Here is a 12,261-nt window from a genome sequence, read left to right as displayed (position 1 = left end):
CGGGCGAAGCAGCAGCCGGCCGCCGCTCCCAGCGCGCCGGAGCCGCAGGACGCGGTGCCCGCCCCGACTCCGGCGCACTCGGTGGCCTCGCCCTACGCACCGCACGCGCCCCGGCAGCGGCCCACGTGGGTGGCCGCGCACGGGGGCGACGACCAGACCATGCAGATCGCCCTGGGTGGACTTGGGGGGCGTAAGGAATGAACGACCGTGCCGGACGCCGCCGCGCCCGTCGACTCGCGATAGCCGCGGCGGTGGTACTCGCGCTGGCCGGAGCGAACGGGCCATGGCTCTATCAGGTCGGGTCCGAGAAGTACCACCAGTACCGGATCAACAGACCCGCGTACAAAGCGGAGAACGGCCGCTGGGAGATCGTCGAGTTCCCCAAGGAGTACCGCCAGAACACCATTCACGCGGCGCTGCTGCACACCGGCAAGATTCTGCTCGTGGCCGGTTCGGGCAACAACCAGGACAACTTCGACGCGAAGAAGTTCGACACGCGACTGTGGGATCCGGTCAAGGGCACCATCAAAAAGATCCCGACGCCCAACGACCTGTTCTGCACCGGCCATACACAGTTGGCGAACGGCAATCTGCTCATCGCGGGCGGCACCAAGCGGTACGAGAAGCTCAAGGGTGATGTGAAGAAGGCCGGTGGCCTGATGATCGTTTACAACGAGAACCCGGACAAGCCGATGACGCTGCCCGCGGGCACCAAGTTCACCGGCAAGGAGAACGGCAAGACGTTCGTCTCCAAGGACCCGGTGCTGGTGCCGCGCGCGAAGAAGGTCTTCGACAAGGCGACCGGGCGGTTTCTGCGCAACGACCCCGGGTTCGGGCGGATCTATGTCGAGGCCGTCAGGGAAGGCGCGAAGTACGAGACCGGCACGCAGGACAATTACCGCGTGCAGGGCTTGACTGGCGCCGACGCCCGCAACACCTACGGCATCGCGCAGAAGCTGGCGCTGGACAAGAAGGACTTCCAGGGGATCCGGGACGCCTACGAGTTCGACCCGGTCGCCGAGAAGTACATCAAGGTCGATCCGATGAAGGAGGCCCGCTGGTATCCGACGCTCACCACCTTGAGCGACGGGAAGATCCTCAGTGTGTCCGGGCTGGATGACATCGGGCAGTTGGTGCCGGGGAAGAACGAGATCTTCGACCCGGAGACGAGGAAATGGAGCTACACCGAGAAGGAGCGGCAGTTTCCGACGTATCCGGCGCTGTTCCTGATGCAGAACGGGAAGGTCTTCTACTCCGGGGCGAACGCCGGGTACGGGCCGGATGATGTGGGGCGGGAACCGGGGATCTGGGACGTGGAGACCAACAAGTTCACCAAGGTGCCCGGTATGAGCGATGCGAACATGCTGGAGACCGCGAACTCCGTGTTGCTTCCGCCCGCGCAGGACGAGAAGTACATGGTGATCGGTGGGGGTGGGGTCGGTGAGTCCAAGCTGTCCAGTGAGAAGACGCGGATCGTGGATCTGAAGGCTGATGAGCCGCGGTTTGTGGATGGGCCGTCGCTGGGCAAGGGGACCCGGTATCCGCAGGCTTCTGTGCTGCCGGACGACAGTGTGCTGATCTCCGGGGGTTCGAAGGACTATCGGGGGCGCGGGGACTCCAACATCCTGGAGGCGCGGCTGTACCACCCGGAGCGCAATGAGTTGGAGCGGGTCGCGGATCCCCTGGTGGGGCGGAACTATCACGCGGGGTCGATTCTGTTGCCCGATGGGCGGGTGATGTTCTTCGGGTCGGACTCGTTGTTCGGGGATGCGGCGAATACGAAGCCGGGGAAGTTCGAGCAGCGGATCGAGATCTATACGCCGCCGTATCTGTATCGGGGGTCTCGGCCGTCGTTGTCCGGGGGGCCGCAGAGTATTGAGCGTGGGGAGTCGGGGGTGTTCACCTCGAAGCACGCGGCGTCGATCGAGAAGGTGCGGTTGATTCGGCCGAGTGCTTCGACGCATGTGACGGATGTGGATCAGCGGTCCATTGCGTTGGACTTCACGACGTCCGGTGACAAGGTCACCGTGACGGTTCCCGAGAATCGGAACCTGGTTCAGTCGGGGTGGTACATGCTGTTCGTCACCGATGATCAGGGGACGCCGAGTGTGGCGCAGTGGGTGAGGGTTCCCTAGCGCCGTTGGCGGGTGCGGGTTGTGGGGGGCTGGTCGCGCAGTTCCCCGCGCCCCTAGGGGGTTGAGGCTTGCGCCAGTTGCAAGGCGTAGGTCGGCCACCAAGCTCCTGCCTTCGGGCCGCCCTTGCACTCGCCGTCCGATTCTCCCGGGCGTTTTATCCAGAGGTAGGCGTCCACCAGCGGATCAGCCGTCTTTGTCGTCGGGGTTTCTCCCAAGGCCCTGCCCGGAGGGTTGCACCAGCGTTCGTTGGGGTCGCCCTCTGTGTAGGGGCCGTTGCCGTTGCGGCTGGTGTCGATGACGAAGTGTTTGTTGCCGACCTTGGCGGAGAGCTGCTTGCCGTAGGTGATGGAGTCCTCGGTGGAGTAGAAGTTGGAGACGTTGACCGAGAAGCCGTCGGCCTGGGCGATGCCGGCGCGGTTGAGGGGCTCGAAGATCTGGTCGGGGTGGCCCCAGCCGGCGTTGCCCGCGTCCAGGTAGACCTTGGTGTTCTGCTGGGACTTGAGCTTGTCGACGGCGTACGTGAGGAGGGCGTAGCGCTCCTCGTGGAACTCGCCCGGCGTGCAGCCGTCCACCAGGTGCAGCACTGCGTCCGGTTCCAGGATCACCGTCGCGGAGCGGTCGCCGATGCCCTGGGCGACGCCGTCGATCCAGGCGCGGTAGGCGTTGCCGTCGGCGGCGCCGCCGCCCGAGTACTGGCCGCAGTCGCGGTGCGGGATGTTGTAGAGGACGAGCAGGGCCGTACGGTCGGCCTTCGCGGCGGCCTCGGTGAAGCCGCGCGCCTCCTGCTCGGGGTTCTCCGGGCCGATCCACTCACCGGTCGGCTGCTGGGCGATCTTGCGGATCTGGTCGGCCTCGGTCTGTTTGCCGCTCTTCACGTAGTCGGCGACCTGCTGGGCCGCGTTCCCGTCCGGGTTGACCCAGAACGGGGCGGCGTCCTTGGGTTGTTGGGTGATCCCGGCGCCGCTGGTCCTGTCGCCGCCGTCCCGGTCACTGTCGTCGCCGCCGTCGCCGTCGCCGGACGAGCACCCCGCGATCAGCAGTGCCGCCCCCAGCACCACCGCGGTCGCCCGCGCTCCGGCCGCCCCCCTGCTGCCGTACATCCAACTCCCCCTTGGGTGCACTGGTATCAGCCCCAATCCTGACATAGGTGGCACTGCCCCCACGAGGCCGCCGTCGGGCTTGGCCGGGAGCTGTTACAGGCCGGTTCCGGTGAGGTACGCCGAGACGACCACGTTCGCCGTGTAGCTGCGGGTGGTGCGGTCGAAGGTGCCGCCGCAGGTGATCAGCCGCGACTCGGCCCGCCGGGACTTCCGTACACCCGTAGGCCTGCTGGGCGTCGAACCGGTCACGACGTACCTCGCACTGCCCCCACGAGGCCGCCGTCGGGCTTGGCCGGGAGCTGTTACAGGCCCGTTCCGGTGAGGTAGGCCGAGACGACCACGTTCGCCGTGTAGCTGCGGGTGGTGCGGTCGAAGGTGCCGCCGCAGGTGATCAGGCGCAACTCGGCGCGGCCGGACTTGCGTACGCCGTAGGCCTGTTGGGCGTCGAAGTGGTCGCGGCTGAGGACCTTGACGTCGTCGACGGTGAACTCGGCGACCTTGCCGTCGACGCGGACGACCCGGACGACGGCGCCGGGCTGGAGGGCGCTGAGTCTGTAGAAGACGGCAGGGCGGGTCTCGGTGTCGACGTGGCCCACCATCAGTGCGGTGCCGACCTCGCCCGGCTTGGTGCCGGCCGCGTACCAGCCGACGACGGCCGGCTGGTCGTACGGCGGTGGATCGACCGCACCCTGCGAGTCGAGCCCCCGGGCCACGACCGGCGCCTGGACGCCGAGGCCGGGGATGTCGAGGCGCTGGGGCAGCGCGCCGGTCAGGGGCTCGGCGGGGGGCGGCAGGTCGGCGACGGGCGGGCGGCCCGCCGCCGCCATGTCGCCGGTGGTGGGCGCGGAAATGCCGTGCCGTACGTCGGTCACCTCGCGGCCCCACAGCCACAGCCCGAGCAGCAGCACTGCCCAGACCACGCCGGTGACCAGCCTCCCCGTGCCGATGGAGCGTTCCCGGTCGGACATGATGGGTCAACCCGTCCGGCGGTTGCGGCGGCTGCCGAGCACCACGACCGCGACACCGGCGGCACCGGCGAGGACCAGTCCGGTGACGGCGTGTGCGGTGTTGGGGCCGGTGCTGCGGGCGTCGGCCGCGGCGAGGCTCGCCGTACCGCCGCCGCCCGCACTGACGGGGGCGACCGGGGAGGCGTACACGGACGACGGGGAGTCGGGGGCCGACAGGGACGTCGGGGCGCCGGTGAGGGTGAGGGGTGCAGTGATCGACTTGGGGCCGTCCGTGCCGTCGCAGGTGACCTTGACCTCGTAGGAGTGCTCCAGTGGGAGCGTGGAGCGGACGCGGGTCTCGCCGGTCAGCAGGCCGTCCGCGCCGCTGAGCCGGGCGTCGGTGACGAAGGCGGGCGAGGAGGCGATGCCGGTCCGGCCCGTGCAGCCGGTCACCCGGAGCGTGAGGTCGCTGCCGGGGGCCGGGGTGGAGGGGCTGACCGAGACACCGCCGTCCGCCGCGTGGGCCGCCGGGGTGAGGGTGGCGGTGGCGGCCAGGACGCCCGTACAGAGAGTGAGTCGCAGTGAACCCATCGTGAACCTCCAGATACCTGGAGACTCCCCCGCACGACCCGCCCCCGCATCCTCTGTGGGGGCGGCACTGCTCCGTACGGGTGGGTTTTGCCCAGGTATGCCCGGAGGGTGGTTTACGACGGCGGATGCGTGGACCCGCAGGTGGTTACACGCGGTCCACGAGGTCCGCGATCGAGTCGACGATCTTCGACGGCCGGTACGGGAAGTCCTCGACCTGCTCGGGCCTGGTCAGGCCGGTGAGCACCAGGAAGGTCTGCATACCGGCCTCCATGCCCGCCAGCACGTCGGTGTCCATCCGGTCGCCGATCATCGCGCTGGTCTCGGAGTGGGCGCCGATGGCGTTGAGGCCGGTGCGCATCATCAGGGGGTTCGGCTTGCCCGCGAAGTAGGGCTTGCGGCCGGTGGCCTGGGTGATCAGCGCGGCGACGGCGCCGGTGGCGGGCAGCGGGCCCTCGGTGGAGGGGCCGGTCTCGTCCGGGTTGGTGCAGATGAAGCGGGCGCCGCCGAGGATGAGCCGTACGGCCTTGGTCATGGCCTCGAAGGAGTACGTCCGGGTCTCGCCGAGGACGACGTAGTCCGGCTCGTGGTCGGTGAGGATGTACCCGATGTCGTGCAGCGCCGTGGTCAGGCCCGCCTCGCCTATCACGTACGCCGAACCGCCCGGCCGCTGGTCGTCCAGGAACTTCGCCGTGGCCAGCGCGGACGTCCAGATGTTCTCGATCGGCACGTCCAGGCCCATCCGGCTGAGCCGGGCGTGCAGGTCGCGCGGGGTGTACATGGAGTTGTTGGTGAGCACCAGGAAGGGCTTTCCGGACTCACGCAGCTTCTTGATGAAGGCGTCTGCGCCGGGGATCGGTACGCCCTCGTGGATCAGCACTCCGTCCATGTCGGTGAGCCATGAGTCGATGGGCTTGCGGTCTGCCATGTGCGTCGATCACTCCTGGCGTACGTGCGGGATGAGCGGGTCGCCGGAACCACGGCGTACCGACGCACCCCAGGGTAGTCAGGCCTGGCTGATCCTGACCCCACGCGGCTCAGCTGCCGGTCGCCGACTTCCAGGCGTCGACGTACCTCGTCAGGTTCTTGTCGATGTCGTTCCAGTCGGGCTCGAAGATCTCGACGCCGTCCATGAGCTTGGTCAGGGCGATCGCGTTGGCGTCGGTGGCCTTGACGTCCTGGCGGGCCGCGAAGCCGCCGCCGATCTCGCTGACCTGCGCCTGCGCCTTCTGGCTCAGCATGTAGTCGAGGAGTTTCCGGCCGTTCTCGCTGTGCGGGGCGTCCGTGACCAGGCCGGCGGCGTAGGGCAGGGCGAAGGTGGTGGGCTTGCCGCCTTCGCGGGCCGGGAACCAGATGCCGAGGTTGGGCATGGACCTGGACTGGGCGAAGTTCATCTGGACGTCACCGTTGGCGACGAGCAGTTCGCCCTTGTCGACCTTGGGCGCGAGCTTGCCGGTGGAGGCGGAGGGGCCGACGTTGTTGGCCTGGAGCTTGCCGAGGTAGTCCATGGCCTGCCGCTCGCCGCCGAAGTCGTGCATGGCCTTGATGAGCACGGCCGTGCCGTCGCCTGCGACGCCGGGCGTGGAGTACTGCAGCTTGTTCTTGTACGACGCGTCGAGCAGTTCCTCCCAGGTGGTGGGGGCCTGCGTCAGAGCGTGCTTGTTGTAGATGAACCCGAAGTAGTTGTTGACCACCGAGGTCCAGGTGCCGTCGGCCGACTTGTCCGCGCCGTTGACCTGGTCGGAGCCCTTCGGTGCGTACTTCTGGAGCAGGCCCTTGCTGTCGGCCTGCTGGATGAACGGCGGGAGCGTGACGAGCACGTCGGCCTGCGGGTTGCGCTTCTCACGGACGGCGCGCTGCACCATCTCGCCGGAGCCGCCCTCGACGTACTCGACCTTGATGCCGGTGTCGTTCTCGAAGTCCTTTAAGACCTGGTCGTACCAGCCGTCGCCGTGCTCACCCTTGAGGCCGTCGGCGCTGTAGACGGTGACGACGTTCTCGTCGGAGGCGGCGGAGCTGCCGCCGCAGGCGGTCAGGGAGGCGGCGAGGGCGAGGCTGCCGAGGACGGCGGCGATCGGCTTGCGGGGCTTTGCGGGCATGGCGAGGTGAACTCCTTACGCGGGGAAGCGAGTTACGAGGGCTTATCGGTACGAGGCCTTGGTGCGGAGCCTGGAGACGGCGAGCAGGACCAGCAGGGTCGCCGCCATCAGGACCACCGCGATCGCGGAGCCCGCGAACAGGGCACCCCGGTCGGTGGCCGCGTAGATCAGGACCGGAAGCGGGGTCCAGTCGGGCGGATAGAGCATCATCGTGGCGCTCAACTCGCCCATGGACAGGGCGAAGCAGAGGCCTGCGGCGGCGGTGAGGGAGGGCAGCAGCAAGGGGATCCGGACGCGCCACAGGACGTAGGAGGGCCGGGCGCCGAGTGAGGCGGCGGCCTGCTCGTACGCCGGGTCGAGGCGGACGATCGCGGCGGAGACGGACTGGTGGGCGAACGCGGTGACCAGCACGGTGTGGGCAACGATCACGATCCAGCGGGTGCCGTTGAGCAGGAACGGCGGCTGGGAGAAGGCGACCAGGATCGCGAGGCCGACGACCACCGAGGGCACGGCGACCGGCAGCATGAACAGGGCGTCCAGCACCGTGCGGTACGGCTTCTTCAGGGCCGCCGCGGCCAGGGCGGCCCAGGTGCCGGTGACGAGGGCGAGCAGGCTGGCGGCCAGCGCCGTCACCAAGCTGGTGGTGAGGGCTTGGAGGGCCTCGCCTCGCGTGGCGGCGGAGTAGTGGCCGGTGGTGAAGCCGGAGGGCAGGACACTCGACCAGTTGGTGGCGAAGGAGGCGCCGAGGACGACGAGGAGCGGCAGGGCGAACAGCGGCAGGAAGAACAGGAAGAAGACCGTCCACACGGCCCACTTCGCCTTGCGGCTATGCACCAGCACGACGGCTCACCACCCGGTACAGGCCGTACAGGCCGACGGAGATCAGGACGTTGACGACGGCCACCACGCACGCGCCCGGGTAGTCGGACTCCAGGATCGCCTTGCTGTAGACGAGCATCGGCAGGGTCGTGACGCCCTTCGCCCCGGTGAACAGCACGATCCCGAACTCGTTGAGGCACAGCACCAGCACGAGGCTGCCGCCGGCGGCGAGCGCCGGGAGCGCCTCCGGCAGGATGATCTGCCGGATGATCCGCGGCGCCCGGGTGCCCAGCGAGCTCGCCGCCTCCAGCTGGGCGGTGTCCAGCTGGGAGAAGGCCGCGAGCAGGGGGCGGATCACAAAGGGCGTGAAGTAGGTGATCTCCGCGAGGAGCACGCCCCAGGGCGTGGCGAGGAACTGGAAGGGTCCCTCCGCCGCTCCCGTCACATCCGTCCACAGTCCGTTGGCCATGCCGACCGAGCCGTAGATGAACAGCAGGGCGAGCGTGATCAGGAAGGACGGGAAGGAGAGGAAGACGTCGATGAACTTCGACACCGCCCGGGCGCCGGGGAACGGCACGAACGCGATGATCAGCGCGAGCACGAACCCGAGCACCAGACATCCGACGGTGGCCCCGACGGCCAGCCAGACGGTGGTCCACAGGGCCTCACGGAACGCCTCCGAGGCGAAGACGTCGGCGTAGGGCTGCACCGAGGTGCCGCCGGTGTCCGGCTGGAGGGACTGCTGGACGACCAGGGCGAGGGGGTAGAGGAAGAACAGGGTGAGGAGGGCGACGGGCGGCAGGGCCCAGAACAGCCTGCTAGTCATGGGTGACTCCGGCTGTCAGCAGGACCGCGTCCTCCGGTGCGAAGTGCAGCGTTACGGCGTCCCCGTGGGCCGGGGGATTCCTGAGTTCCGGCACGTCCGCCATCACTCGGTGGCCGTCGACATCGACGTACAGCCGGTGGGTGGCGCCCCGCCACTGGATCTCCCCCACCGTCCCGGAGAGCCGGTTCGGCCCCTCCCCGAGCCCGACGAGATGCGGCCGTACGCACAACGTCGCCCGCGCCCCGACCGCCGCCCCCGCCGTCTCGGTCTTCAGCTCCACGCCCCCGAAGGACACACCTCCCGAACTCACCGTCACCGGCAGCAGGTTGGCGTTCCCTACGAATGAAGCCGTGAACTCATTCACAGGCGTCCGGTACAGCTCCCGCGGCGTCCCGCACGCCCGCAACCGCGCCTTGTCCATTACGGCAATCCGGTCGGCCAGGGTCAGTGCCTCGACCTGGTCGTGGGTGACGTACAGGATCGACACGTCGGGCAACTCGCGGTGCAGCCGGGCGAGTTCGGCGAGCATCCCGGAGCGCAGCTGGGCGTCGAGCGCGGACAGCGGTTCGTCGAGCAGCAGCACGTCCGGCTGGATGGCGAGCGCCCGCGCGATGGCGACGCGCTGCTGCTGGCCACCGGACAGCTCGCGCGGATAGCGGGGGGCGTACGCCGCCATCCCGGTCATCTCCAGCGCCTCGGCGACCCGCCCCCGGATGCCGGACTTGGCGACCTTGCGGGCCTTCAGCCCGAAGGCGACGTTCTCCTCGACCCGCATGTGCGGGAACAGCGCGTACTGCTGGACGACCATCCCGATGCCCCGCCGGTACGGCGGCAGGTCGGTCACGTCCCGGTCGCCGAGGAACACCCGCCCGGCCACCGGCCGCACGAACCCGGCGACCGCGCGCAGGGCCGTGGTCTTGCCGGACCCGGACGGCCCGAGCAGCGCCAGCACCTCGCCGGGGGCGACGGTGAGGTCGAGGGCGTCGAGGACGACGTTGCCGTCGTAGGCGACGGTGACCGAGTCGAAGCGGATGCCGCCGCTCATGCCAGCACTCCCGGCAGGTCCGCCACACTCTCCAGCACATGCCCGGCGCCCGCCGCCCGCAGCGCGTCCGCGTCGTGCGCGCCGGTCAGCACACCGGCGACCAGGCCCGCGCCCGCCCGGACCCCGCTGAGCATGTCGTACGAGGTGTCACCGACGACCGCGATCTGCCGGACGTCGTCCGCGGCCGCCGTACGGAGGAACGCGGTGAGGACCATGTCGGGGAACGGGCGCCCCCGGCCCCCGGCGTCGGCGGGGCACAGCGTCAGCGGCACCAGGTCCTGCCAGCCCAGCGCGGCCAGGATCGCGTCCTGTGTGGTGCGCGCGAAGCCGGTGGTCAGCACGACCGTACGGCCCTGGGAGGTGAGTTCCTCGATGGCCTCGCGCGCACCGGGCAGGGCCGCGACCCAGCCGCCGTCGACGAGGTCCGCGTAGGCCTCCTCGAAGGCCTTGTTGGCCTCCTGGGCCTTCGTCTCCTCCCCGAACAGCTGCCGGAAGACGGAGATCTTGGACTCGCCCATGGTGGCGCGGACGTGGTCCAGCATCCCGGCGGATTCCGCGCCCAGGCGCCGGGCCGCCGCCGCGAAGGCCTGCTCGACGAGGCCGCCGTCGGCGACGGTGGTGCCGGCCATGTCGAGGACGACGAGACGGATGTCGGGGGTGGGGGTCGTCATGGGGTCACCACTCCAGTTCGTTCGCGGTGGTCTCGGCGATCGCGGGCGAGCAGGTCATGCCGCGCCCGCCGGGCCCGGTCACCAGCCACACGCCGTCGCGCACCTGCTGCCGGTGCACGACCCGGGCGGGGTCGGTGCACTGCGCGTACACCCCGGCCCAGCGGCGCCGGATCTTCGGCAGCGGGCGGCCGAGGAGGGACTCGACGACGCCGGTGAGGTGGTCGTAGGGGTCTTCGAGGGTGTCGAAGGCGAACGGGTGCGCGTACTCGTGCGTGTCGCCGATAGTGAGTCCGCCGTCGGCGCGCTGGACCATCAGCAGTTGCATACGGTGCTCGGCGGCGGTCGGCGTCTGCGGGTGGCGGGCGTTCAGCTCGTCCAGCGCCGGGGATGCGTACGCCGGGTAGTAGCGGAAGCTGTCGGCGTCGGCGACCGAGGTGGTGAGCGGCTCGCCCAGGGGGTCGGTCTGCATCATCTGGAGGCGGACCCGGCGCACCGGCAGGTCGGGACCGGCCAGCTCGCGGACCAGGCCGCCGAGCCAGGCGCCGGTGCAGAGCACGACGACATCGCCCTGGTGGACGTCGCCGTGGTCGTCCCGGACGGCGCCCCGACCGATGACGTCCCGCACCTCGCGGCCGGGCAGGAAGCGGTAGTGCGGGGACTTCAGCAGCTCGGCGCGCAGGGCGAGTTGGGCGGTGCGGGGCTCGACGGCCGCGTCACGCTCGCAGTACAGGGCCGCGGTGAACTCGCCGCGCAGGGCGGGGTTCAGGGGGCGGGCCTCGCCGGGGGTCAGCAGCTTGTAACCGCGGGCGGCGGCGTCCGGGCGGGCCACGGCGGCCTCGGCGACGGCGAGTTCCAGGTCGCCGCGGACGGGGGTCAGGGAGCCGTTCGGGCGGAAGCCGAGGGCCGGGACACGGCCGCCGAGCTCCTCCCACAGCTCCCGGGCCCGCAGGGCAGTCTCCAGTTCCTCGCCGCCCGCGCGGCCGCTCACCCAGATCTGGCCGAAATTGCGCAGGGACGCGCCACGAGCCTCCGCCTCGCGCTCGATCTGTACGACCTCGTGGCCGCGGTGCACTGCCTGCCAGGCGTGCAGGGTGCCCACCACGCCGGCTCCGACGACTATCACTCTCACGTCCGCCACGCTCCTTGCGTTCCGGGAACCGGAAGGGTCCGGCTGCCAACGAGAGCGTGAACGAGCCATCACGTTTGGGCTAGACCAGTTATCTGTTCGTGACAAGGAGAGATGATCGGCCTTGGGTGCTTTTCAGCCACGCAGATGGGTCGTGAAGGAGAACCGGTCGCCCCGGTACAGGGTCCGCACCCGCTCCAGCGGCCGCCCCTCCGTGTCCCTCGACACCCGGTGGATCAGCAGCATCGGCAGGGCCGGCGGCGTACCGATGAGCAGCGCCTCGCGCGGGGTGGCCAGCACGGTCTCGATGCACTCGTCGGCGTCGCCGAAGCCGATGCCCTGGGCCTTCAGCCAGGCGTAGAAGGAGGAGTCGGGGTCGAAGTCGGTGTCGAGCCTGGGCACCCGGGCCACGGCGACGTACGTGCTCTCCAGGCCCACCCGCTCGTCGTCGGCGAGCAACACACGCTCCAGGTGCCAGACGGGTTCGCCGCGCCGGAGCCCGGTCTCGGCGGCGAGCGCGTCCGGGCAGGGGAAGCGGTCGAGGGTGACGAGATTGCGACCGGGGGTGCGCCCCTGCCGCCGTACGCCTTCCGTGTAGCTGGCGAGGGACAGCGGCTGCTCCAGCTTGGGCCCCGCGACGACGGTCCCCCGCCCCTGCCGCCGCAGCTTGCCCTCCAGCACCAGCTCGCGGATCGCCTGCCGGACGGTCTCGCGGGCGACCTCGTACCGCTCGGAGAGATCACGCTCGGTGGGCAGCAGCCCGCCCTCCCCCAACTCCTCGACCAGCCGGTCGAGCCGCGCCTTGACCGCGTAGTACTTCGGAATCCGCCCGTGCTCCGGGATGCCGTAGCGGACGGGAGCGCCGGGAGCTTGGTCGTTCGGGTAGTCCACGCAGCGATCGTCGC

General features: G+C 69.9%; 13 protein-coding genes and 1 pseudogene. 2 read left to right on the top strand and 12 right to left on the bottom strand.

Annotated elements, in window-relative coordinates; all coding sequences use genetic code 11:
• Both SSP24_RS43625 and glxA read left to right on the top strand, forming a co-directional pair.
• Nucleotides 1-201 (top strand): hypothetical protein (locus SSP24_RS43625; protein WP_141315352.1); only part of this gene is annotated, 201 nt, incomplete at its 5' end.
• Nucleotides 198-2,135, top strand: a complete 1,938-nt coding sequence (gene glxA / locus SSP24_RS38680) for a radical copper oxidase GlxA (protein WP_141315350.1) — start codon at nucleotides 198-200, stop codon at nucleotides 2,133-2,135. The genes SSP24_RS43625 and glxA, both read left to right, overlap by 4 nt.
• Nucleotides 2,136-2,188: 53 nt before the next feature.
• Here glxA and SSP24_RS38675 read toward each other — a convergent pair whose 3' ends face one another.
• The 12 genes and pseudogenes from SSP24_RS38675 to SSP24_RS38620 form a co-directional block, all read right to left on the bottom strand.
• The gene (locus SSP24_RS38675; RefSeq protein ID WP_141315348.1) at nucleotides 2,189-3,235 is read right to left on the bottom strand and encodes a glycoside hydrolase family 6 protein; all 1,047 of its coding nucleotides are present in this window, start codon (nucleotides 3,233-3,235) and stop codon (nucleotides 2,189-2,191) included.
• A 93-nt stretch (nucleotides 3,236-3,328) separates the two neighbouring features.
• Nucleotides 3,329-3,485: pseudogene (locus SSP24_RS45610) on the bottom strand (class F sortase); the annotation flags it as partial.
• A gap of 52 nt (nucleotides 3,486-3,537) precedes the next feature.
• Entirely contained in the window at nucleotides 3,538-4,203 is a 666-nt protein-coding gene (locus SSP24_RS38665) for a class F sortase (RefSeq protein WP_141315346.1), read from the bottom strand.
• Nucleotides 4,204-4,209: 6 nt separating this feature from the next.
• A complete protein-coding gene (locus tag SSP24_RS38660; RefSeq protein WP_141315344.1) occupies nucleotides 4,210-4,773 on the bottom strand; it encodes a hypothetical protein in 564 nt (187 codons plus the stop codon).
• A 145-nt stretch (nucleotides 4,774-4,918) separates the two neighbouring features.
• The gene (locus SSP24_RS38655) at nucleotides 4,919-5,698 is read right to left on the bottom strand and encodes an HAD-IIA family hydrolase (RefSeq protein ID WP_141315342.1); all 780 of its coding nucleotides are present in this window, start codon (nucleotides 5,696-5,698) and stop codon (nucleotides 4,919-4,921) included.
• A gap of 109 nt (nucleotides 5,699-5,807) precedes the next feature.
• Nucleotides 5,808-6,869 carry a 2-aminoethylphosphonate ABC transporter substrate-binding protein gene (locus SSP24_RS38650; RefSeq protein ID WP_141315340.1) on the bottom strand — a complete coding sequence of 354 codons (1,062 nt, stop codon included), beginning with the start codon at nucleotides 6,867-6,869 and terminating at the stop codon, nucleotides 5,808-5,810.
• A 42-nt stretch (nucleotides 6,870-6,911) separates the two neighbouring features.
• Complete coding sequence (locus SSP24_RS38645; protein WP_141315337.1) at nucleotides 6,912-7,709, bottom strand: ABC transporter permease; 798 nt, start codon at nucleotides 7,707-7,709, stop codon at nucleotides 6,912-6,914.
• Nucleotides 7,696-8,514 (bottom strand): 2-aminoethylphosphonate ABC transporter permease subunit, encoded by an 819-nt coding sequence (locus SSP24_RS38640; RefSeq protein ID WP_141315335.1) that lies wholly within the window; start codon nucleotides 8,512-8,514, stop codon nucleotides 7,696-7,698. The genes SSP24_RS38645 and SSP24_RS38640 overlap by 14 nt, the downstream gene beginning before the upstream one ends.
• Nucleotides 8,507-9,559 carry an ABC transporter ATP-binding protein gene (locus SSP24_RS38635; RefSeq protein ID WP_141315333.1) on the bottom strand — a complete coding sequence of 351 codons (1,053 nt, stop codon included), beginning with the start codon at nucleotides 9,557-9,559 and terminating at the stop codon, nucleotides 8,507-8,509. Before SSP24_RS38635 ends, SSP24_RS38640 begins: the two co-directional genes overlap by 8 nt.
• Nucleotides 9,556-10,230 carry a phosphonatase-like hydrolase gene (locus SSP24_RS38630; RefSeq protein WP_141315331.1) on the bottom strand — a complete coding sequence of 225 codons (675 nt, stop codon included), beginning with the start codon at nucleotides 10,228-10,230 and terminating at the stop codon, nucleotides 9,556-9,558. Before SSP24_RS38630 ends, SSP24_RS38635 begins: the two co-directional genes overlap by 4 nt.
• Before the next feature lie 4 nt (nucleotides 10,231-10,234).
• Nucleotides 10,235-11,359: a TIGR03364 family FAD-dependent oxidoreductase gene (locus tag SSP24_RS38625; protein WP_141315329.1), complete on the bottom strand. Its 1,125-nt coding sequence runs from the start codon at nucleotides 11,357-11,359 to the stop codon at nucleotides 10,235-10,237.
• Nucleotides 11,360-11,491: 132 nt separating this feature from the next.
• A complete protein-coding gene (locus SSP24_RS38620; RefSeq protein WP_141315327.1) occupies nucleotides 11,492-12,247 on the bottom strand; it encodes a GntR family transcriptional regulator in 756 nt (251 codons plus the stop codon).
• Between the last annotated feature and the right edge of the window lie 14 nt (nucleotides 12,248-12,261).

The sequence above is a fragment of the Streptomyces spinoverrucosus genome, from assembly GCF_006539505.1.
GTDB classification, from domain to species: Bacteria; Actinomycetota; Actinomycetes; order Streptomycetales; family Streptomycetaceae; genus Streptomyces; species Streptomyces spinoverrucosus.
Note: the sequence above shows the minus strand (reverse complement) of the source record. Positions and strands in the feature narration are given on the sequence as shown.

Coding starts and splice junctions, on each gene's coding strand:
- glxA (WP_141315350.1), top strand. CDS start 198: ATGAACGACCGTGCCGGACGCCGCCGCGCCCGTCGACTCGCGATAGCC.
- SSP24_RS38675 (WP_141315348.1), bottom strand. CDS start 3,235: ATGTACGGCAGCAGGGGGGCGGCCGGAGCGCGGGCGACCGCGGTGGTG.
- SSP24_RS38665 (WP_141315346.1), bottom strand. CDS start 4,203: ATGTCCGACCGGGAACGCTCCATCGGCACGGGGAGGCTGGTCACCGGC.
- SSP24_RS38660 (WP_141315344.1), bottom strand. CDS start 4,773: ATGGGTTCACTGCGACTCACTCTCTGTACGGGCGTCCTGGCCGCCACC.
- SSP24_RS38655 (WP_141315342.1), bottom strand. CDS start 5,698: ATGGCAGACCGCAAGCCCATCGACTCATGGCTCACCGACATGGACGGA.
- SSP24_RS38650 (WP_141315340.1), bottom strand. CDS start 6,869: ATGCCCGCAAAGCCCCGCAAGCCGATCGCCGCCGTCCTCGGCAGCCTC.
- SSP24_RS38640 (WP_141315335.1), bottom strand. CDS start 8,514: ATGACTAGCAGGCTGTTCTGGGCCCTGCCGCCCGTCGCCCTCCTCACC.
- SSP24_RS38635 (WP_141315333.1), bottom strand. CDS start 9,559: ATGAGCGGCGGCATCCGCTTCGACTCGGTCACCGTCGCCTACGACGGC.
- SSP24_RS38630 (WP_141315331.1), bottom strand. CDS start 10,230: ATGACGACCCCCACCCCCGACATCCGTCTCGTCGTCCTCGACATGGCC.